Source organism: Actinomadura roseirufa, assembly GCF_900659635.1.
In the GTDB taxonomy this organism is placed as follows: domain Bacteria; phylum Actinomycetota; class Actinomycetes; order Streptosporangiales; family Streptosporangiaceae; genus Spirillospora; species Spirillospora roseirufa.
The window spans coordinates 96,134-117,483 of the sequence record NZ_CAACVB010000001.1 but is presented as its reverse complement, the minus strand read 5'-3'; the positions used below and the strand labels follow the sequence as shown (position 1 = coordinate 117,483).

The window sequence follows — 21,350 nt, the reverse complement described above, 5'->3', positions numbered from 1 at the left end:
GGAGCCCGTGGGCGCCGATGTCGTGGGGATCGAGGTGACCGGCTCGGTCGGGCTGATCGAGATCCGCCGGCCGCACCGGCGCAACGCCGTCGACGCGGCGACCGCCGAGCTCCTGGTCGAGGCGGTCGGCCGCCTCGACGCCGACCCCGGCGTCACGGCGATCGTGTTGTGCGGCCAGGGCGGCGATCTCTCCTCGGGCGCCGACATGGACGAGCCCCTGCCGGATCCGGCGAGCGTCGAGTGGCGGCGGACACCTCATGCGCGGCTGCTCCGTGCCGTGCGCACCAGCGCGCTGCCGGTGGTCGCCTCGGTCGAGGGCTGGGTGCTCGGCCTGGGGGCCGGGCTCGTCGGCGCGAGCACGTACGCGGTGGCCGGCGACTCGGCGCGCTTCGGGTTCCCCGAGGCGCGCTTCGGCTTCTTCCCGATGGGCGCGGTGCCCAACGTGATCCGGCGGGTGCGCCCCGACGTCGTGCTGCGCTGGGCGCTGACCGGCCGGCACCTCGACGCCGCCGAGGCCGCGGCGCACGCGCTGGTCACCGACGTCGTGCCCGCCGGGGAGGCGCTGCGGTTCGCCCGCGACCTGGCCGCCGAGCTCGGCTCGGCGCCTCGCCACGTGGTGACCGCGGGCATGGAGTGGCTGAGGCGGTGGGCCGGCCACGCCGTGGGGCCGCTGGACGACTGGGCGGAGGCGCGCGTGTCCTTCGCGCGGCCGCCCGCGCCGTCCGCGCCGCCCGAGCCGCCGGGCTGAGGTGCCGCCGGGGTGCTCATGAGATCCCGGCCCGCCACCGCCGCAGCGCGGGCACCAGCGCGCGCCCGGCGGCGCCGCGGCCGATCCACAGGCGCTGCAGACGGCGCCGATGGCCCGGGTCGGCGGGGTCGTCGACGAACCCGGTGCGCGAGTGGATCACCGCGTGGTTGTTGACGAACTCCATGTCGCCCGCGCGCAGGGTCACGTGGACGGCGGTCCCCGGGCGCCGCAGCAGCGACTCCAGGTACATCAGGCAGGTCATCTCCTCGGCGCCCAGCCGGGGGACGTCCTCGAACCGCATCGCGCTCATGATCCGCTTGGGCGACAGTGAGCAGGTCAGCGCGTCGCCGGCATAGGAGAAGATGGGCCGGGGGCTCCAGCCGGGCTCGCCGTCCGGCTCCTGCCCGTCCCAGTCGGTGGCGTAGTCCCGGTAGACGAGCTCAAGCCATTCCGGGTGCTCGCTCAGCAGGGCGTTGTAGAGCGTCGCCGCGCTGGCCACCACCCGTGCGCCGCCGCTCCTGGCCGGTGCCAGGCACAGGTAGCTCACGACGTCGGTGGGGTCGGTGTGGAACGGCGCGCCGGCCTTGCTGGCGTACGCCCCGCCGGGCTGGGCCGGGTGGCGGGGATCCTCCAGGACGCTCAGCAGGTCGCCGTCGCGGTTCTGCGGCACGACCTCGCCGACGTGCTGGGCGATCACCCGGTGGATCAGCGACGCCTGCTCGGGCGTGAACCGGGTCCCCAGCGGCAGCCCGCGCAGGAGCGCGTAGCCGGAACCGTTCTCCAGCCGCTCGACCAGGTCGGCGACCAGGCCGGCCAGGCCGGGGACGTCCCGCCGCGCCGGCTCGTGGAGCGGGCGGCCGGGCGCCGTTTCGAGAGCCTCGTCGGCCGCGTCCAGTTCGGCGCCGGTGAGGTGCCGCACGTACGGCTCGCCGGACTGGAGGTCCGCGGCGGTCCACGCGCTCGGGCCCGTCACCGGCCGGGTCAGTACTTCCGTCGTCACAGTGAACTCCTGATCGCTGTCGGGCCGGGGGTCACGCGGACCGCGCCCACTCCAGGCGCGAGATGCCGCTGCGCCAGTAGTGGTATTCGGGGCACACGACGCGCCCGGTGTCGGGGCGGCTGACCCACAGCCGCAGCAGGTGCCGCTGGAACCACGGGTCGTCGGGGTCGTCCACGAAGCCGGTCCGGCTGTGCACCGTCACGAAGTTGTTGACGAACTGGATGTCGCCGACCTCCAGCGTCATGTCCAGCGCGATCCCAGGCCGGGTGGGCAGCTCGTCGAGGTACAGGAGGCACGCCACCTCGCGCGCGCTGAGCCGCGGCACGTCCGGGAACCGGGTGGCGCTGAGGATCCGGCCGGTGCGGTAGGCCGCCGACAGCAGGCCGTCCACGTAGGAGTAGAGCCGTGAGTAGTACCAGCCGGGGCTTCCGGGCGGCTCCTCGCTGACCCAGTCGGTCGGGAACCGCTTGTAGAGGACGTCGAGCCACTCCGGGTGCTCTTCCAGGACGAGGTTGTAGGCGGTCATCGCGCTGGCGACGAGGCTGATGCCCCCGCTGCGGGCCTGGTTCAGGCACATCAGCCCGACGATGTCGGTCTGGTCGGTGTGGAACGCGGCGGCCGAGGCCGTCGCGTACCCCCGCGCGTTGTGGCCCTTGGCGCCGAGGTTCCGGATGTGGCCGATCAGCTCGCCCCTGCGGTTCTGCGGGACCAGCTCGCCCATGTGCAGGCCGATCGCCCAGTAGATCTTGGTGGCCTCCTCGACGCTGTAGCGGTCGTGGATCGGCAGGCCCCGCAGCAGCGTGAACCCGGTGCCGTGTTCGAGCTCCTCGACGAGGTCGCGGACCTTGTCGCCGAAGCCCGGCAGCGGGAAGTCGCGCTTGGCCAGCTCCCGCGCCGGCGTGTCCCGGACGCCGGCCAGGGCCCGGTCGAACTCCAGGAGGTCGTCCTCGGTGAACCTCCGCGCGTAGGAGTCCTCGCCGCCGATGTCGGCCGCCGTCCACACGCTCCGCCCGGTCACCGGTTCTCTCAGTGTCTCTGCCATCACGAACTCCGAAGGGGACGATGGGTGATCATGAATTGAGTCGTGCCCTCGCCGGGCGCGATGCGTCCCCGCGCCGGGGTGGGCGTCGCCCATGGCGCGGACGCGTCGTGCGCGCCGCGCGGGCCGTCGTGGTCTCGTCGAGTCGTCGGGGTGTCGATCCGGCCGTGTCCCGCGTACGGCGGAACCGGGGGGCGGCTCGTGGCTACACCACGGTTCCGTGCCTGTCGTGGAGCCGGGCCAGCAGTTTCGCGACGGTGAGGAGCTGGATCTGGGAGGTGCCCTCGTAGATCCGGAAGATCCGGCAGTCCCGGTAGAGACGCTCGATCTCGCTTTCCTTCACGTAGCCGTAGCCGCCGTGGATCTGCAGTGCCCTGTCGACGGCCTGGAAGCAGTTCTCGCTCGCCACGTACTTGGCGAGCGATCCGGCCCGCCGTACGTCCTCGTCCCGGTCGCGCAGCGCCGCCGCGTGGTAGGCGTGCAGGCGTCCCGACTGGACCAGCGCGTCGATCTCGGCGAGCAGCACCTGGATCGCCTGGAGGTCGCGGAGCGGCCCGCCGAACTGGACCCGCGTCGACGCGTACGCGGTGGCGAGGTCCAGCGCGCGCATGGCGACCCCGTTGGCCAGCGCCGCCACGTCGATGCGGGCGCTGTTGAGGACCTCCAGCGCGATGCGCCCGCCCCCGCCGGGCTCGCCGAGCGTCGCGCCGTGCCCGACCCGGACGCCGTCGAGGGACACCTCGTAGGCGTGCTCGCCGCGGATGCCCAGCTTCTCGATGGGTGAGGAGAAGCCGAGGCCCTCCGCGTCCGTGGGGACGAGGAACGCGGTGATGCCGCGGATTCCCGCGCCGGGGTCGGTCATCGCGAACACGACCATCCCGTCGGACTCGCGGGCGTTGCTGATGAAGGTCTTGCGCCCCGACAGCGTCCAGCCGTCCGGCCCGGCGGCGGCGCGGGTCCGGATGCGGCCGATGTCCGAGCCGGCGTCGGGTTCGGTCAGGGCGAAGGAGACCCGGAAGGCGCCGGTGGCCAGGCCGGGCAGGTACCGTTCGCGCTGCCCGGACGAGCCGAACTGGCGCAGCGTCTCCATGCCGAGGTAGTGGCCGGCGAACACCGACCCCAGGGACGCGTCGGCGTAGGCGATCTCCTCCATCGCGAGCACCTGGGTCGTCATGTCCAGGCCCAGGCCGCCGTACTCCTCGGGGATCGTGATGCCCATGAGCCCCATGTCGGCCAGCCGGGAGATCAGCCCGGCCGGGTACTCGGCCCCGGCGTCGCGCGCCGCCGCGCCGGGCATGACCTCCTTGCCGCAGAACTCCCGCAGGGTGTCGCGGAACTCCCGCCTCTGGTCGTCGAGCAGGTCAAACATCGTCGTTCTCCCCTCGGCCCCCGGTACGGACCGGCTCGCCCACCCAGCCCGCGACCAGGTCGTTGTGCTGTCCCAGGGCGGGCGCGATCATGGTGTCCTCGCGTGAGCCGGCCATCCGGAAGCCGTTGCCCAGCGTCGGGAAGCCGTCGGCCTCGGTGCGCACCATGCCGCGCGCGGCGGCCTGCGCGTGGCCCAGGGACTCGCGGACGCCGAGCACGGGCCCGCACGGCACACCGGCCGCCGACAGCACCTCGATCGCTTCGTCACGGGTCCACCCGGCCAGCGCCGCCTCCAGCTCCGTCCGCAGCTCGTGGCGGTGCCGCCCGCGTTCGGCGTCGGTGCGGAACCGCGCGTCGCCGGTCCACCCGGGACGCCCGAGCGCCGAGGCGAGGGCGGCGAACAGCGGGTCGTTCGCGACCGCGATGGCGATCGGCTCGTCGCGCGTGGCGAAGGTGCCGAACGGCGCGCTGATCGCGTGGTGGCTCCCGGTCGGCGCGATCGGCTCGTCGGTGAGCAGCGCGCGCATCGCGACCGACTCCAGGACCGACAGCAGCCCGTCGAACATCGCCACGTCGACGTGCTGGCCCCGCCCGCTCCTCTCCCGCTGGTGCAGCGCCGCCAGCACGGCGGTCGCGGCGTACATGCCGGGCACGATGTCGCCGATGCTGACGCCGATCCGCGTCCCCGGACCGCCGTCCGGGCCGGTCGCCGACATCAGCCCCGACATCGCCTGGACGATCAAGTCGTAGGCGGGCAGATCGGACAGCGGCCCGGTGCGGCCGAAGCCGCTGATGCTGACCGCCACCAGCCGGGGGTTGATCTCCAGCAGCCGGTCGGGGGAGAAGCCGAGCCGGTCGATGACCCCCGGCCGGAAGTTCTCGACGAGCACGTCGGAGCGCCGGACGAGCGCGGTCAGCGTCCGGCGGCCCTCGTCCGACTTCAGGTCCAGCGTGATGCCGAACTTGTTCCGGTTGAGGAGCCGGTGGTAGCTGCTGGTGCCCTCGTGGAAGGGCCCGAAGTGCCGGCCGTCGTCGCCGGCCGCGGACTCGATCTTGATGACCTCGGCGCCGAGGTCGGCCAGGATCCGGCCGCAGAAGGGGCCCGACAGCACCCGCCCGAGGTCGAGGACCCTGATGCCGCCGAGCGCGGCTACCTGCTCGTCCACCCTGTCCTCGCCTCCCTGGAACCGCCGGATCCCGATCTCGTCGCGGGACGGACCGCCCGGCCCGCCGTGCGCACCGCCCTCACCGCCGCGGGGGCCCGGTGGCCCCGCCGCCGACCCGCGGCACGACGAGGTCGCTGTCCTCGGCCACCGCGATCGCCTCGGGGTATCCGGCGTCGGCATGGCGGATCACGCCGATGCCCGGGTCGGTGCGCAGCACCCGCTCCAGCTTCGCCCGGCACTCCGCGGTGCCGTCGATGACCAGCGTCACGCCGGCGGAGATGGATCCGCCCATGCCGCTGCCCGCGCCCTGGTGCACCGCCACCAGGTCCGCGCCGCCCGAGGCGTTGAGCAGGGCGTTGAGGATCGGCCAGTCCGCCACGGCGTCGCTGCCGTCGAGCATCCCCTCGGTCTCGCGGGTGGGCTGGGCCACCGCCCCGCTGTCGAGGTGGTCGCGCGACATCGCGACCGGTCCGGCCAGGACGCCGTCGCGGACCATGTCGTTGACCATCAGCCCGAACTCCAGGCGCTGGCCGTAGCCGAACCACGAGCTGCGCGCCGGGAGGCCCTGGTGCGGGATGGAGCTCATGGCGACCGCGATCCAGCCGGTGATCGACGGGTCGCCGGCGAACCGCTCCAGGATCGCCTCGTCGATGAGCCGGATGTCGTTCTCGTCGCCGGACAGCGCTACCCAGCGGCACGGTCCCTTGCCTACGCAGAAGTTCGGGCGAATGTACTTCTTGACGAAACCGTCGAAGTCGTTGGCTCGCCGGTAGCCCGCGCGGGCCGCCTGGTAGCGGATCGCGTTGCCGTACTCGAACACCACGGCCCCGGCGTCCTGCGCGGCGACCATGGCCTCGACGTGGCGGCGCACCGTGTCCAGCGCGCGGAGCTCGTACCCGTTGGGGTCGTCGCGGCGCATCCGGCGCGCCTCCTCCGGCGACATGCCCGCGGCGACGTAGCCGTCGCGCATGTCGTGCGCGGAGGTCTGGTCGGTCACCAGGTCCGGGCACCGGGCGGCGACGATCTCGGGGAGCGCGTCGGCGGCGTTGGCGATGAGCCCGACCGACAGCGCCGAGCGATCGGCCAGGGCCCGTTCCGCCGCCGCCATCGCCTCGGCGACCGAGTGCGCCTTCACGTCCAGGTAGCCGGACGCGAGACGGCGGTCGGCCTTGGCCTCGTCCACCTCGACGATGACCGCGACCGCGCCGTGCAGCTTCATCGCCAGCGGCTGGGCGCCGCCCATCCCGCCCAGGCCCGCCGACACGACGAACCTCCCGCGCAGGGAGCCGTCGAAGTGCGTCCGGGCCGCGGCGGCGAACGTCTCGTAGGTGGTCTGCACGACGCCCTGCTGCCCGATGTACTGCCAGGCGCCGGCGGTGTACTGGCCGTAGGAGATCAGGCCGCGCTTCTGCAAGTCGTAGAAGGTGTCCCAGGTGGCGTACTGGCCGACCAGGTTGGTGTTCGCGACCACCACGCGCGGGGCGGCCGCGGAGGTGGCGAAGCGGGCCACCGGCTTGCCGGACTGCACGACGAGCGTCTCGTCGTCGCGCAGGTCGGTCAGCGCCTCGACGATCGCCGCGTAGCTGTCCCAGTCGCGGGCGGCCTTGCCGGTGGCCGCGTAAATGATCAGGTCCTCGGGCCGTTCGCCGTTCTCCAGGGTGTTCTCGAGCATTCGCAGCAGGCCCTCCTGCCGCCAGCCGCGGCAGCGCAACCGCCGTCCGCGTGCGGCCTCGACCGGAGGCCGCTTCCCCGCACTCATCCTCAGGACTCCACTTCCGTGTTGCTCGTGACGCGCACCGGTCCGGCCGGACGCGGCGCGGTGTCGTGCACGACGGCGCCGTCCTTGATCACCGATGCCACGAGGTTGACTCCGAACCGGTTGATGACCATCTCGTGAGACGGAACGTTCCAGATCACGACGTCGGCCCGCTTGCCCGCTTCGAGACTGCCGATGGAGGCGTCCCGGCCCAGGGCGACCGCCGCGTTGATCGTGCTCATGTGCCATGCCTCGCCGTAGGAGAGGCGGTAGAGGCGGGCCGCCAGCTGCATGACGGCCTGCATCGACGGGGTGGGGCTGGTGCCGGGGTTGAAGTCGGTGGCGAGGACGACCAGCGCGCCGGAGTCGATCAGCCGCCGGTAGCGGCTGCCCAGCCGGGGGCGCCGGGGCTCCGTCCAGGCCCCCTCGCCGGGGCCGGGCACCATGTCCATGAGGTGGTAGCTGACCCCGGGCAGCAGCGTCGCGGCCGTGGCCGAGTCGGCGAACATGCCGATCGCCCTGTCGGAGACGTGCTCGAGGTGGTCGGCGGACGCCGCGCCCGCCTCGATCGCCATCTCGGCGCCCCCGCCGTAGCCGGTCTGGTCGGCGTGGACGCGCACCCCGTACCCGCGCTCGCGGGCGGCGCGGGCGATCCTCGCGCAGTCGGCGGGGGTGAAGCCCACCGGGTCGCAGCACACGTCGCAGTACTCGGCCAGGTCGCGCACCTCGCGGAGTTGGGCGATGACGTCGTCGACGAAACCGCCGCCCGGTACCCCGCCCGGCGGGACGTGGGCGCCCAGGAACGTGCCGACCACCTCGACCGGATGGTCGAGGGACGCGACGACCTCAAGGAGCCGGCGCTCGGACGCCGGGGTCAGCCCGTAGCCGGACTTGGCCTCCACGGTGGTCGTGCCGTGCGCCAGCATCGTGTCCAGCCGCTCCAGCGCGCCCTCGCGCAGCCGCCGGAATCCGGCGGCCCCGGTCACGCGGGCGGTGTGCTCGATGCCCGCGCCCAGCGGGCCGCCTGTGACGCCGAGCACCTTGCGGCCCCACTCCCCATGCCGGGAGCCCTCGTGCACCAGGTGCGTGTGCGTGTCCACGAACCCGGGCGTGACCAGCTTGCCGGTGGCGTCGAGCACCGTACGCCCGGCGTAGCGGGCGAGCACCTCGGCGGAGGACCCGGCGGCCACGACGCGGCCGTCGTCGATCGCCAGCGCGCCGTCCTCGATGCGCTCGGGACGGCCGAGTTCGGCACCGCGGACGCCCCGTCCCGACGCGGGCCGGCACGTGAGCACCTCGGCCGCGTGGGCGACCACGAGGTCGACCCGCACCGGGGCCTCGCCGCTGGACAGTTCGCCGCTCATCTGCCACCCTGTCATCTAGTAAAAATCGAAGGTCACTAGATGAAAGCACAGGCTCTGAGGGCAAGGCAAGCACTCAGTGCGAAGACGACGACGGAGGACGAAGAGGGTGTCGACAGACAACGGTCCGGTGCCGACGCGCACCGTGGAGCGGGCTCTCACCCTGCTGGTGGAGGTCGCCACCAACGACGGACTCGGCCTTGTGGACCTCGCGCGGCGGGTCAACCTGTCGCCCGCGACGGCGTCGCGGCTGCTGCGCACGCTGGAGGCGACCGAGTTCGTCCGGCGCGACGACGACGGCGCCTACCACGGCGCGAGCCGCCTGATCCAGGTGGCCGTGACGTCCATGAGCAGCGTCCCGCTGTACCGGCTCGCCGAACCGCACCTCGCCGCGCTGCGCGACGAGCTGGGGGAGAGCGCCTACCTGGGCGTCGCCGGCCCGCAGGAGACGGTGCTGTACGCGCGCCTCGCCGAGAGCGACAAGTCGATCCGGCACAGCGGCTGGCTCGGCAAGACGGTGCCGCTGCGGGGCACCGCCATCGGCACCGCGCTGAGCGACCGCTGCGGGGACCAGGGCTACGTCGTCGCGAGCCACACCCTGGAGGACGGCGTGACCGCCATCGCGGCGACCGTGCGCTGGCCCGACGGCAGCGTCGCGGCCGCGGTCAGCGTCGTCGGCCCGACCTTCCGGATCTCCGACGCGCAGGTGCACACGATCGGGAAGCTCGTCGCCTCGCGCGCCCACGCCCTGTCCCTGGAACTCGGGATGCCGGACCCGGCCGGCCACTAGCGAAGGAGTAGCTGACGCACATGGAATTCCCCCCAGCCACCGGCGAGGACGTCGAGCGCGTCCTGAAGCTCGTCGACGACAACGCCGACCGCCTCGTCGGCTTCCTCCAGGACTTCATCCGCATCCCCAGCGTCTGGGGCGACGGGGCCGCGCTGACCGAGGCGGCCGAGTTCCTCGCCCGGCCGCTGCGCGCGGCGTCCGTACCGGTCGACCTGCCCGGATCGGGCACCGACGGCATGCCGAACGTCCTGGCCAGATGGGGGTCGGGCCGTGACGACGGGCTCATCTTCAACGGCCACATGGAGGTCTACCCGCCCTCGCGGTCGTGGCGCCGGGATCCCTTCGGCGGCGACGTGGCCGATGGGCGCGTCCATGGCGTCGGCGTCGCGGACATGAAGGCGGGCACCGCCGCGATGACCATGGCGGTGACGATGCTGGCCGAGGCCGGCCTGCGGCCCGGCCGCGACATCACGGTGCTCGCCGTGCCGAACCACTTCGAGGGCGGCGAGGGGACCCGCCAGGCCCTGCGCGACGGCCTGCGCGCCCGGTACGCGATCAACTGCGAGCCCAGCGACATGCGCGTGCTGCTCGGGCAGCGCGGGATCGCCTACGTGAACGTGTCGGTGCGCGGCCGGGCCGCCCACACCACGGCGCTCGACATCGGGGTGAACGCCGTCGACCGGGCGGCCCGGGTGGTGCGCGAGGTCCTCGACATGCCCATCACCGGCCCCGACGGGCGGGTGCTGCCCGACCTGAAGATCTGCAACGTCGCCCAGATCTCCGGCGGCGTGGCGCACAACCTGGTGCCCGAGAGCTGCGCGATCACCTTCGACTTCCGCTTCCCCGCCGACCAGACGCAGGAGTGCGTGCTGCGCGACGTCCGCGCGGCCGTGACCCGCGCGCTCGACGACCTCGACGCGTTCCCGGCCGAGGTGACGCTGGAGGCGACCTGCGAGAAGAACCCGCGCAGCTCGCTGCGGATCGGCGACGACGAGACGATCGTCCGCGAGCTCGGCGCGGCGCACCGGCGTGTCGCCGGAGGCGATCCGGGCCTGGACAGCCACCGCGCGTGGCCGGATACCCCGATCTTCTGGGAGGCCGGGATCGAGGCCGCCACCTACGGGCCGGGCTCGATGGACTGCTACTGGGACGACGAGTTCGTGCCCGTCGCCGACTACCTGACGGCCATCAAGACCTACGCCGTCGCGGCCCTGCGCCTCACGCGCGGGGAGCGGGGATGAGCGCGGACGGCGCCCCGGCCGGCACCACGGCGGCCGCGCGGCCGGGCGGCGTGCTCCCGCCGGTCGAGCGGATCTGCAGCGACCTGATCAGGTTCGATACCGGCAACCCCGGCGGGAACGAGCGCGAGGCCGCCGAGTACGTGGCCGAGTGCCTGGCGCGGACGGGTGTCGAGCCGGTCGTGCTGGAGGCCGCCCAGGGGCGCGGCAACGTGGTGGCGCGGGTGCCCGGTGACGACCCGTCGGCGCCCGCACTGCTGATTCAAGGGCACCTCGACACCGTCCCCGCCGAGCCGGAGCTGTGGTCGAAGCACCCTCACAGCGGCGACATCAGCGACGGCTGCGTCTGGGGCCGGGGCGCGGTCGACATGAAGAACGCCGTCGCCATGACGCTCGCGGCGCTGGATCGGCTGCTGGCCTCCGGGCGGCGGCCGCGGCGCGACCTCGTCCTCGCCTTCGTCGCCGACGAGGAGACGGGCGGGCGCGAGGGCGCGGCGTTCCTGGTGCACGAGCATCGCGACCTGTTCGAGGGCTGCGCGGTGGCCCTCGGCGAGGTCGGCGGCTTCAACGTCCCCTCGGCCGACGGCACGCCCACGTTCGCGATCTCGGTGGCCGACAAGGGACTGCGCTGGTACGAGATACGCCGGACCGGCGTCGCCGGTCACGGGAGCATGGTGGCGCGGGACAACCCGATCGCCGGGCTGGCCGAGATCGTGCGCGGCCTGCTGTCGGCGCCGCCCGTCCCGGCCGTGCTCGACCCGATGCGGACCCTCGCCGAGAGCGTGTCCGGCCGGACCCTGACCGGACCGGACGAGGTGTACGAGGTGCTCGCGACGTCCACGGGCCCGTTCGCCCCGATGCTGGCGGCGGGCGCGCGGAACACGGTCAACGTCACGCGCGTCGGCGGGGGATACAAGGAGAACGTCATCCCCTCGGAGGCGTGGGCCCGCGTGGACTGCCGCTACGTTCCCGGTCACGAGGACGCCCTGCACGAGATGATCGAGCGGTCTCTGTCCGGGCGGGCCGCCGCCGAGCTGCTGCGACGCAGCCCGGCGGTGGTGTCCGACCACGCCGGAACGTGGTTCGACCACCTCGCCGGGTCGCTGACCGCGGTCGCCCCCGGCTGCCGGGTGGCGCCGTTCGTGTTCAGCGGCGGCACGGACAACAAGTGGTTCGCCGAGCTCGGCGTCCCCACCTACGGCTTCACGCCGATGCTGCTGCCGGACGGATTCGACTTCCCCGCCATGTTCCACGGCGTCGACGAGCGGTTCCCGGTCGAGAGCCTGCACTTCGGCGTCGACGTGCTCGAACACCTCTTCGCCCGATGAACGGGCGCACGTCCGCCGAGGACGGCCTGACGGCCCGCCCCGGCGCCGTCCCGAACCCGACCCCGACCATGGAAGGGGACCCGATGTCCGAGGAGGTCGCGCCGGTCGTGGGCACGCGCTCGCGCAGTGCGCCTCATGTCGCGGAGACCCGCGACGCCATGCCGTTCTCCGGTGAGCTGCCGGTCCTTCTGGAGCTGCTGGAACAGGTGCGCCCCGCCCCGGGCGCGGAGCTGGTGTCGTTGCGCTGGGACCGGCAGGCTCCGCCGCCGGGCGGCGACGGCCCCGGCGCGACGGCGGTGCGGCTGGAGGCCACCGTCACCAGGCGGGTGCCGGGCGCGGGCCCGGGACGCGCGACGATCCACCAGTCGGTGCGCGTGGTGGACGACCGCGACCACGTGCGGGCCCGGTCGTCGGTCGCGTGGAACGCTCCCGTCACGCTGAGCCCGGACGCGGCCGCGGAATGGGAGGCCGCCGACTTCGCGTCGGTGCGCTGGGGCGGGAGGCTGCGCGAGCGGCTGGACGGCGACGCCCGCTTCGCCCGCGCCACCCGCGGCTTCGACGGCGCGATCGCCTTCGCCGCCGAGGACCGGCAGGCGCACTTCCGGATCTACCGCGGCGCGGTGATCGACGTGGCGCGCAAGTCCCTCGACGGCGCGCTGTTCACGATCGAGGGCACCGACCTCGCGTGGGTCGAGCTGCTCGCCGCCGGCTCCAACGACTTCATCCGCCGCACCAGCGAGGGCCGGTTCCGCGCCCGCGGCAGCGGCTACCAGTATCTGCGCATGATCAAGGCGGTCATGATCATGATCGACCATGCCCGCGCGCTGGCGCACGGGGCGACCCTGGAGGCGACCGGTGCATAACGCCCACTACCTGGAACTCGACGGCGGGCTCGCGTTCGTCGAGACCTGGCCGGGCGGTCGTCCGCCCGTCCTGTGCGTGCACACCGCCGGGCAGAGCGGCGTGCAGTACCGGGACGTCGCGCCCGGGCTGGCCGCCCTGGGCTTCGAGGTGATCGTGGCCGACCTCCCCGGGCACGGCCGCTCCGAACCCGCGCCCGGCGGGCCGGTCGGCGACCTGTCCTGGTACGCCGACTGGTGCATGCGCCTGATCGCCGCTCTGCGAGTGGAACGCCCCTATCTGCTGGGCTGCTCGATCGGCGGCAGCATCGCGCTGGACGTCGCCACGAAGATGCCCGGCGACCTGTCCGGCGTCATCGCACTCGACCCGTCCGGGGTGCTCGGCGGCGACGGCGGGCCGCCGCCGCCCCCGCTCCTGGAGGACTCCGGATCGCCGAGCATGCGCGACCGCACCTACTTCGGCACGATCGAGGCGTGCGGCCGGTCGGTCCCGGCCGAGCGGGCCGAGATGATCGCGCAGATGCACTGCCGCGAGGACTGGCACATCACCGTCAGCGACATCCACGGCGCGCTCACCCACGACATCCGCGGCTCCCTCGCCGCCATCACCTGCCCGGTGCGGATCCTCACCGGCGAGGAGGACTTCTTCGTCCCCCCGAGCCGGGTCCGCCGCATCGCCGATCTCATCCCGCACGCCGTCTTCGAGCTGATGCCCGACGTCGGGCACTACCCGATAGAGGAGATCCCCGACTTCGCCCCGCGGTTCGAGCGCTGGGTGAAGGACTTCGGCGAGCTCGACGGGATCGCGTCATGACCGTCCGCGGCGCGGCGTTCGTCGTCGGCGCCTGGGAGCACCCCCGCCGCGACATCCCCGACCTGTCGGTGGCGGAGATCCACGCCGAGGCGGCCTTCGGGGCGCTGGCCGACGCGGGCCTGTCACCGGCGGACGTCGACGCGTACTTCTGCGACTCCGACGCCCCGGGGGTCGGACCGCTGTCGATGGCGGAGTACCTGGGACTGAGCTGCCGGTACCTCGACACGACCGAGACCGGCGGCGCGTCGTACCCGTCGCACGTCGGGCACGCCGTCGCCGCGATCGCGACGGGCAAGTGCCGGGTCGCGCTGTGCGTCATGGGCGGGCGCCCGCGCAGCCTGCGGCGCGCCTCGGGACCGGACCTGTCGGGGGCGCCGGAGACCCCGTACGAGACGCGGTGGGGGATCACCGACACCGTCCACAACTACGCGCTCGCCGCCATGCGGCACATGCACGAGTTCGGGACCACCGGGCGGCAGCTCGCCGAGATCAAGGTGGCCGCGTCGCTGCACGCCCAGCACAACCCGAACGCGTTCCTGCGCACGCCCGTCACCGTCGAGGACGTGGTCTCCTCACCGATGATCAGCGACCCGCTGCACCGGCTGGACTGCTGCGTCATGACCGACGGCGGCGGCGCCGTGGTGGTGGCCGCCGCGGAGGTGGCCCGGCGGCTCCCGCGCCGCTCCGTCGCGATCCTCGGTCACGGCGAGGCGGCCAAGGGCACCGCCAACGGCCGTCCCGACCTGATCCATACCGCGGCGGTCCAGTCCGGCCCGGCGGCCTTCGCCGAGGCGGGCGTGACCCCCGCCGACATCGACTACGCGTCCATCTACGACTCCTTCACCATCACCGCCCTGATGGCCTTGGAGGATCTCGGCTTCTGTGAGAAGGGCGAAGGCGGCCGGTTCGTCCAGGACGGCGCGCTGGTCGCCCCGCACGGCCGGCTGCCCATGAACACCGACGGCGGCGGGCTGTGCAACAACCAGCCCGACAACCGGGGAGGGATGGTCCGGATGATCGAGGCGGTCCGCCAGCTGCGCGGCGAGGCCGCGCCGGAGGTTCAGGTTCCCGACTGCCGCCTGGCGGTGGTGCACGGCTCGGGCGGCCGGCTGGCCACCCGCGGCTCCGCGGCCACCCTGATCCTTGGACGGGAGGACGCATGAGCGGACCGCGGCCGCCCGGCGCGGACGAGATCTTCTGGGCCGCCGCCGCCGAGGGACGGCTTCTGCTCTCCCGCTGCACGCCCTGCGCGACCGTGATCTGGTACCCCCGGCCGTTCTGCCCGGACTGCGGGGGCCGCGACATCACGCGGTTCACGGCGTCGGGTGAGGCCACCGTCTACTCCTACACGGTGGTGCGCAAGGCCAGAGGCGAGTACCGCGACCTGACTCCGTACGTCGTGGCCTATGTCGAGCTGGCCGAAGGCCCCAGGATCCTGACCAACATCATCGAGTGCGACCCTGCCGACGTCCACATCGGCCAGCCCGTGACCCTGCTCTTCGACCCTCCGGAGGACACCGCCCCCGAGGCGGACGACAACGTCCGCGCACGCCTCTACCGCTTCCGTCCCCGCCTATAGAGACGGCGACGCCGCCGCATCGTCCATGTCAGGTGGTGCAGTGCTTGTCGGCGTCGCGGCGAACGGTGGCGCCGGTGAACTCCTCGACGATGGCGATGTTCGCCGCGGAGTAGTTCGCCGCGGTGATCCGGTCGGCGTCGGGGCCGCCGAGCTTGCCGGTGTAGGGCGCGGACTTGTCCAGCCAGTAAGCGGTGCGGAGAAACTGGATGAGGACGAGCTCGCGCAGTTTCGGCTCGTTCTTGATCTGGGCCCAGTAGTCGGGGTGCTTGTCCTTGGCCACGCGCAAGTAGAGCAGCAGATAGCGGAGATTGGTGGCCGCGATGTCCCGGGCATTGCTGGCGCCGACCCCCTTGATGTACTCCTGTACCGCCAGGGCCGCGGGCAGCCCCATCAGACCCGCGTTCAGCTCCGCCAGCACGCCCTGCAATCGGTAGGCGCCCTGCTGGGAGTCCCGCAGATAGATGCCGTCCATGCTGTCGCTCAGCTTGTCGTTGATCAGCGGAAGGATCTCCCGGCGGGCGAAACCGCCGCGCAGCGGCACCTTGGCCGCCTGCTGTGAAGCGTTGATCCAGGATGCGATGTGCACGTCCCACTGAGTCCGGGACGGATCCAGGTCCCACATGTGGGTCTCTTCGTGGATCGCCACCATCATCGACTCGGCGAAAGCCTCGAAGCTCCGCGTGTTCACGAACTGGGTCCAGTATTTGTCGCTCGCCTGTGCGGCGGCCAGCTTTTCCCCGCTGGGCCAGCGCCGCCGGTACATCTCCTGAAGGATCGGCATCCAGTTCGACGCCCCGAAGCGCGCTTTGAGATCGCCGATGTCGGCCCCCGGGGTCGACGGTTCTCCGTAGCAGAAGGGCGCGTTCGCCGCCTTCGCGGCCTCGGCGGCCGGGCCGCTCGGCCCGGGGGAGGCCGCGGCCAAGGGGCCGGGTACCAGCGACAGGACGACGGTGGCGGTCAGCAGGGTCAGGCGGCCGGTGCGTTTCACGGGAGCCTCGCTTCGGTAGTGCCGAGCCGGCCGCGACCTGATCGGACATGGCGCGACCCGTGTCTGATCGGGAACGGTATCTCGCTTCGCGCCGCCGGGGCAGGGGTTCGAATGAAACGCGATTCACACTGAAAAATCACTTCAGTTCGATTAATTGTCGGCCGCGGGCAGGTGGTCCACTATTTCGAATCATTGGGGCATCCCCCCATTTCTCCTCACCACCCCAGGAGAGCCCGAATGGCACGCGAACACCTCGTGCCGGGCAACGTGGCCGTGGCCGGCCTCGTCGTGGCGCCGGTGACCCCGGCCCAGGCGGGGTCGCACGGATCGGCCGACGCGGCCGCCGACAGCGGTTCCCGCGACGACCCCTTCGGGTCCGGCCGGCCTGAGGGCCGCCCCGGCCGCCCCTCCCCCCTCGGACGGCCGGGGTCTCGGCCTCGCCGGGCGGGGCGGCGTTGAAACGATCATGAACGAACGGCGCGCCCGGAGGACCGGGGCGGTTCAGCCGGTGGACACCAACCTGTCGATGGCCGCCGGGGCCAGCACCCTGTCCAGGACGATGGCGGCCGCTCCGACGATTCCGGTGCTGCCGGGCGTCGAGCTGACCACGATGCGCAGGTCGCGGGTCGCCAGCGGCAGCGACCGGCTGTAGATCATTTCGCGGATCCCGGTGAGCAGCTGCTCCTGGGCCTGGGCGAGATCACCGGTGATGATGATCAAACTCGGGTTCAGCACGTTGACCACGGTGGCCAGGACCTCGCCGATCAGGCGGCCCGCCTGGCGGAGCAGGTCGGCGACCTCGGTGTTCCCCTGTTTGGCCAGGCCGATGATGTGGCGGGCGTCGGGAACGGGCAGGCCGCGTTCGGTCAGCCGCCGGGCCAGGGCCGCGCCGCCGGCCACGGCCTCGAGGCAGCCGTGGTTCCCGCAGGCGCACAGGTAATCCTGCTTGTCGGCGAGGTGCACGTGACCGAGGTCGCCGGCCGCTCCCTGAGCGCCGCGGGCCAGGCGGCCATCGGTGATGATGCCCATGCCGATGCCGGTGGCGACCTTGACGCACAGCAGGTGCTCGCTGTCGGGCCAGTGCATGCGCTGTTCGCCCAGGGCCAGCAGGTTGACGTCGTTGTCGACGAGCACGGGGACCCGATAGTGGTCGGCCAGGTGCTGGGCGACGGGGAACCCGTCCCAACCCGGCATTATCGGCGGCCGGACCGGTGTGCCGGTGGAGGCCTCGACCGGGCCGGGCAGGCCGACGCCCACGCCGAAGACCCGCGAAGGGTCCATGCCGATCCGGTCCAGCAGTTCGGTGAACCGCTGGACGAGCCAGTCCAGGACGTGCCGAGGACCGGCGGCGATCTCCAGGTCGTGGGACGTGTCGGCCAGAACGGTGCCGGCCAGGTCGGTGACGGCCACGCCGGCGTGGGTGACGCCCAGATCCGCGGCGAGCACGACGCCGCGGGCGTGGTTGAAGCGGAACAGGGTCGTCGGACGGCCCCTGGTTCCGCCGCCGCCCTGCTCGGCGACGATCAGATCGCGCTGGAGCAGGAGGTCCAGCCGCTGGGCGACGGTGGAGCGCGCCACGCCGAGGAGATCGACCAGGGCCGCACGAGAACAGGGTCCCTGGGTCCTGATGATGCCGAGTACCTCGCCGGCGCCGTTGGCCGGCGGTGACGGCCTCACCAACGTCCCGGGCAGCCCCTGCGCGCTCACTTATGCCCCTCTCTCGCCGACTACAGCGATCCTACGCGAGCAGGGCACCCACCTTTATGGCGATACAGACCATCTTTTTGCTTGACGATCGACATAAAAGCTGCCAGTGTTCCCGCTATGACCTCCATCACAGACTCCCCGGCGGCCCCGGCGGCCGCTCGCACGGCGGCCGACCTGCGCGTCGGCATACTCGGTGCCGGCTTCATGGCCCGGGTGCACGCCGCGGCGGTGCGCCGGGCCGGAGCGAAACTGGTCACGGTGACGGCCTCCTCGCCCGAGCGGTCACGCGCGGCGGCGCTGGAACTGGGCGCCGAGCACGCGAGCACGGACGCCGAGGCCGTGATCGGGAGCGAGGACGTCGACGTGGTGCACGTCTGCGTCCCCAACCATCTTCACGAGCCGCTGGTGACGGCCGCGTTGGCGGCCGGCAAGCACGTGGTCTGCGAGAAGCCCCTCGCGACCGGCGCCGACGCGGCGCGCCGGATGCGCGATCTCGCCGCGGCGCGCGGACTGGTGGGCACGGTGGCGTTCGTCTATCGCTACAACCCGGCGGTCTTCGAGGCCCGGGCCCGGATCGCCGCCGGCTCGCTGGGAAGGGTCAACCTGATCCACGGCGGTTACCTTCAGGACTGGCTCGCCGAGCCGGACGACACCGACTGGCGCCTGAACCCCGCCCTCGGCGGCTCCGCCCGGGTGTTCGGGGACATCGGCACCCACTGGTGCGATCTGGCCGAGTTCGTCACCGGGGAAAGGATCACCCGGGTCCTGGCCCGCGGCGACGTCACGGTGGAGCGCGCGGCGGACGACCATGACGCCACCCACGACCAGCTGGCCGTGATCTTCCAGACCCGCGGCGGGGCGACCGGGGTCGCGGCGCTGAGCCAGGCCGCGCCCGGCCACAAGAACGATCTGCGTCTGGAGGTGTCGGGCTCGCGCGCGACGACGCGCTTCGAACTCGATATGCCGGGCTCGCTGTGGTGGGCCACCCGCGGGGCCGATCGCCGGTTGTGGCCCCGGGCGGACCGCGACGCCCGCGGCCCGGGCCGGATCGTGACCGTGCCGGCCGGTCATCCGCAGGGCTTCCAAGATGCCCTGGACCTGCTGGTCGCCGACACCTACGCCCAGATCACCGCGCTCGAGTCGGCCGGTGGCGCTCCGCCCGACGGGCTGCCTACCTTTGAGGACGGAGCTCGCGCGGTGATGGTGATGGACGCCGTCACGGCTTCGGCGGCCTCCGGTACGTGGGTGGAGGTGGAGGCGTGAAACTCGGGGTCTTCACCGCGTGCATGCCGGACCGGTCGCTGGAGTTCATCGCCCAGCGGGCGGAGCAGGGCGGGTTCGCCTCCCTGGAGATCGCCTGCTGGCCCGGCCACGACTCCCGCCCGTTCACCGCCGCGCATCTGGACGCCGCCCGGTTCGGCCAGAGCGAGGCCGAACACGTCCTGGACCTGCTGAAACGGCACCGGCTGACGGTGTCGTCGCTGGGCTACTATGACAACCCGCTCCATCCCGACCCGGTCGTGCGGACCGCCGTCCTCGCGCATCTGCACCGGGTCATCGACGCCGCCGCCGCGGTCGGTGCCCCCACCGTCGGCACCTTCATCGGCCGTGACCCCGGCCACAGTGTGCAGTGGAACCTGCGGGAGGCCGAACAGGTCTTTCCCGAACTCGTCGACCACGCCGAACGCGCGGGCGTCGGCATCGTGATCGAGAACTGCGTGATGGAGGGCTGGCATCCCGACGGCTACCCCGGCAACCTGGCCTACAGCCCCGAGCTGTGGGAGTGGATGTTCACCCTCGGGCTGTACCTCAACTACGACCCCTCCCATCTCGTGTGGCTGGGCATCGACCCGGCCGCCGCCATCTCCCCCTACGCGCGATGGATCAAGCACGTCCAGGCCAAGGACGTCCAGATCCTGCCCCACCAGAGGCAGCGTTACGGATGGCCGGGGAAGGCCGTCAACCGGGCGGCAAACCCCTGGGACACCGGCTGGTGGCGTTACCGCGTGCCCGGCCGCGGCGAGGTCGACTGGCGCGCGGTCATCGACGCCCTCGCCGAGGGCGGCTACGACGGGACGATCTCCATCGAACACGAGGACCCGGTCTGGTCCGGGTCCACCGACCGGGTGCTGGCCGGTCTGGAGATCGCGCGAAGGACCCTGCAACCGCTTCTCATCCCCTGACGACGGGCATCCCGGCGGCCCACTCGGCCGCCATCCCCCGGGACCCACCCACCCCCTTCAAGGACAAAGGTAGTTGTCATGGTCATCACGTTCCGCTCACACATCCTCGCCGCGATGTGCGGCGCGGCGCTCACTCTGGCGGCATGCAGCCCCGGTTCCACGTCCGGCGGCAAGGCCGTGACCCCCTCCGGCTCCACGCTGACCTCCGACCAGGTCGCCAAGGCCGGCCGGGTCACCTTGACCATGACCGACTTCGAGACCGCGGGCGGGCTGGAGACCGCGCTCGACCAACTGATCAAGAACTTCGAGGCGCGCTACCCCAACATCACCATCAAGCGGTCCTCCAAGGACTTCGACGGCTACGGCAAGACCATCAACCTGGCCATGTCCGCCGACAGCCCGCCCGACCTGGCCGAGGCCAACGTGCCCATGGCCGGCAAGCTCATCCCCTCCGGGCTGACCGCGTCACTCGACCGCTACTACGCCGGCTACGGCTGGGAGCGGCGCTACCCCAGCAGCGTGCTGCAACTGCTGCGCAGCGACAACGGCAAGACCTTCGGTACCGGTCATTTCTGGGGCCAGGCCATCGGCGGGAACATGGTCGGCGTCTACTACAACAAGCGCGCCCTGTCCGAGCTCGGCCTGAAGGTCCCCAGCACGTTCGACGAGTTCCAGGACGCACTGGACGTCATCCGGCGGAAGGGAAAACTGCCCATCCAGATGGGCAACCTGGAGCAGTACCCCGCCAATCACGTGCTCTCGACGGTCCTGCCGGAGTTCTCGGACCCGCGGCCCGTCCGCTCCTGGATCAACGGTACCGCCGGGACGACCTTCGACACCGACGGCAACAAGGCGGCGCTGCAGACCCTGGCCGACTGGGGCAAGAAGGGATACCTGCCCGCGCAGGCCAACGGCACCAGGGACGACGACGCCGCGGCCGCGTTCGGCAGGGGCGAAGGCGTGTTCGACATCACCGGCTCGTGGCGGTCGGTGCTGTTCGCCAAGTCCCTGGGGGACAACGCCGGGTTCTTCACCCTGCCGCCCCGCGCCTCCGGTGCCGTCGGACACCCCACCGGCTGGCTGGCCAACCCGTTCGTGATCTCCAGTAAGTCGAAGCACGCCGACATCGCCGCGTTCTTCCTGGACTACCTGTCCAGCCCCGCCAACAGCACGATCACCACCGCCGCCGGATACCTGCCCTTCGACCAGAACGCGCCCGCCCCGGCCGGCGCCGTCAACGGCGAAGTCGTGGCGGCCTGGAAGAACGCCGTCAGAAACGACTCGCTCGTCCCCTACCTGGACTTCGCCGCACCCGCCATGGGCAACGCGATGTTCCCGGCATTGCAGTCGCTGATCGCCGGGAAGCTGCAACCGGGCCAAGTCGCCAAGACCGTCCAGTCCACCTGGGCCGACTACCACTCCTGA

Annotated in this window: 19 protein-coding genes; 11 read left to right on the top strand and 8 right to left on the bottom strand. The window is 72.3% G+C overall.

Features of this window, described 5'->3' with window-relative positions:
* The first annotated feature begins 7 nt into the window (after window positions 1-7).
* Window positions 8-748, top strand: a complete 741-nt coding sequence (locus tag E1291_RS00430) for an enoyl-CoA hydratase/isomerase family protein (protein WP_165494887.1) — start codon at window positions 8-10, stop codon at window positions 746-748.
* A 16-nt stretch (window positions 749-764) separates the two neighbouring features.
* On the opposite strand, the gene E1291_RS00425 is transcribed toward E1291_RS00430, so the two are convergent.
* From E1291_RS00425 to hutI, 6 genes are all read right to left on the bottom strand, one after another.
* Window positions 765-1,748, bottom strand: a complete 984-nt coding sequence (locus E1291_RS00425; RefSeq protein ID WP_131735484.1) for a TauD/TfdA family dioxygenase — start codon at window positions 1,746-1,748, stop codon at window positions 765-767.
* Between the two features lie 31 nt (window positions 1,749-1,779).
* Window positions 1,780-2,790 (bottom strand): TauD/TfdA family dioxygenase, encoded by a 1,011-nt coding sequence (locus E1291_RS00420; RefSeq protein ID WP_165494886.1) that lies wholly within the window; start codon window positions 2,788-2,790, stop codon window positions 1,780-1,782.
* Between the two features lie 202 nt (window positions 2,791-2,992).
* A complete protein-coding gene (locus E1291_RS00415) occupies window positions 2,993-4,156 on the bottom strand; it encodes an acyl-CoA dehydrogenase family protein (RefSeq protein WP_131735482.1) in 1,164 nt (387 codons plus the stop codon).
* Window positions 4,149-5,321 carry a CaiB/BaiF CoA transferase family protein gene (locus E1291_RS00410; protein ID WP_165494885.1) on the bottom strand — a complete coding sequence of 391 codons (1,173 nt, stop codon included), beginning with the start codon at window positions 5,319-5,321 and terminating at the stop codon, window positions 4,149-4,151. Before E1291_RS00410 ends, E1291_RS00415 begins: the two co-directional genes overlap by 8 nt.
* Before the next feature lie 79 nt (window positions 5,322-5,400).
* Window positions 5,401-7,080, bottom strand: coding sequence for a urocanate hydratase (hutU, locus tag E1291_RS00405; RefSeq protein ID WP_131735480.1), 1,680 nt, complete (start codon window positions 7,078-7,080; stop codon window positions 5,401-5,403).
* Window positions 7,081-7,082: 2 nt separating this feature from the next.
* Complete coding sequence (hutI, locus tag E1291_RS00400) at window positions 7,083-8,441, bottom strand: imidazolonepropionase (RefSeq protein WP_165494884.1); 1,359 nt, start codon at window positions 8,439-8,441, stop codon at window positions 7,083-7,085.
* A gap of 106 nt (window positions 8,442-8,547) precedes the next feature.
* Between hutI and E1291_RS00395 the strand changes: the two genes are divergently transcribed.
* The 7 genes from E1291_RS00395 to E1291_RS00365 are packed head-to-tail and all read left to right on the top strand — an operon-like array spanning window position 8,548 to window position 15,047.
* The gene (locus E1291_RS00395) at window positions 8,548-9,228 is read left to right on the top strand and encodes an IclR family transcriptional regulator (RefSeq protein WP_165494883.1); all 681 of its coding nucleotides are present in this window, start codon (window positions 8,548-8,550) and stop codon (window positions 9,226-9,228) included.
* A 20-nt stretch (window positions 9,229-9,248) separates the two neighbouring features.
* Window positions 9,249-10,469 (top strand): M20 family metallopeptidase, encoded by a 1,221-nt coding sequence (locus E1291_RS00390; RefSeq protein WP_131735477.1) that lies wholly within the window; start codon window positions 9,249-9,251, stop codon window positions 10,467-10,469.
* Entirely contained in the window at window positions 10,466-11,794 is a 1,329-nt protein-coding gene (locus E1291_RS00385) for a M20/M25/M40 family metallo-hydrolase (protein ID WP_131735476.1), read from the top strand. Before E1291_RS00390 ends, E1291_RS00385 begins: the two co-directional genes overlap by 4 nt.
* A complete protein-coding gene (locus E1291_RS00380) occupies window positions 11,791-12,657 on the top strand; it encodes a hypothetical protein (protein ID WP_131735475.1) in 867 nt (288 codons plus the stop codon). Before E1291_RS00385 ends, E1291_RS00380 begins: the two co-directional genes overlap by 4 nt.
* On the top strand, window positions 12,650-13,468 hold the full coding sequence (locus E1291_RS00375) for an alpha/beta fold hydrolase (protein ID WP_207400477.1): 819 nt from the start codon (window positions 12,650-12,652) through the stop codon (window positions 13,466-13,468). The genes E1291_RS00380 and E1291_RS00375 overlap by 8 nt, the downstream gene beginning before the upstream one ends.
* Window positions 13,465-14,631 (top strand): thiolase domain-containing protein, encoded by a 1,167-nt coding sequence (locus E1291_RS00370; RefSeq protein ID WP_131735473.1) that lies wholly within the window; start codon window positions 13,465-13,467, stop codon window positions 14,629-14,631. Before E1291_RS00375 ends, E1291_RS00370 begins: the two co-directional genes overlap by 4 nt.
* Window positions 14,628-15,047, top strand: a complete 420-nt coding sequence (locus E1291_RS00365; RefSeq protein ID WP_131735472.1) for a Zn-ribbon domain-containing OB-fold protein — start codon at window positions 14,628-14,630, stop codon at window positions 15,045-15,047. Before E1291_RS00370 ends, E1291_RS00365 begins: the two co-directional genes overlap by 4 nt.
* A 28-nt stretch (window positions 15,048-15,075) precedes the next feature.
* Here E1291_RS00365 and E1291_RS00360 read toward each other — a convergent pair whose 3' ends face one another.
* Window positions 15,076-16,035: a hypothetical protein gene (locus tag E1291_RS00360; RefSeq protein ID WP_207400476.1), complete on the bottom strand. Its 960-nt coding sequence runs from the start codon at window positions 16,033-16,035 to the stop codon at window positions 15,076-15,078.
* Between the two features lie 501 nt (window positions 16,036-16,536).
* Entirely contained in the window at window positions 16,537-17,742 is a 1,206-nt protein-coding gene (locus E1291_RS00355) for an ROK family protein (protein ID WP_131735471.1), read from the bottom strand.
* A 117-nt stretch (window positions 17,743-17,859) separates the two neighbouring features.
* On the opposite strand from E1291_RS00355, the gene E1291_RS00350 reads away from it, so the two are divergent.
* The 3 genes from E1291_RS00350 (at window position 17,860) to E1291_RS00340 (ending at window position 21,350) form a co-directional block, all read left to right on the top strand.
* The gene (locus tag E1291_RS00350; protein ID WP_131735470.1) at window positions 17,860-19,005 is read left to right on the top strand and encodes a Gfo/Idh/MocA family protein; all 1,146 of its coding nucleotides are present in this window, start codon (window positions 17,860-17,862) and stop codon (window positions 19,003-19,005) included.
* On the top strand, window positions 19,002-19,925 hold the full coding sequence (locus tag E1291_RS00345; RefSeq protein ID WP_131735469.1) for a sugar phosphate isomerase/epimerase family protein: 924 nt from the start codon (window positions 19,002-19,004) through the stop codon (window positions 19,923-19,925). The genes E1291_RS00350 and E1291_RS00345 overlap by 4 nt, the downstream gene beginning before the upstream one ends.
* A 78-nt stretch (window positions 19,926-20,003) precedes the next feature.
* Window positions 20,004-21,350, top strand: coding sequence for an ABC transporter substrate-binding protein (locus tag E1291_RS00340; RefSeq protein WP_131735468.1), 1,347 nt, complete (start codon window positions 20,004-20,006; stop codon window positions 21,348-21,350).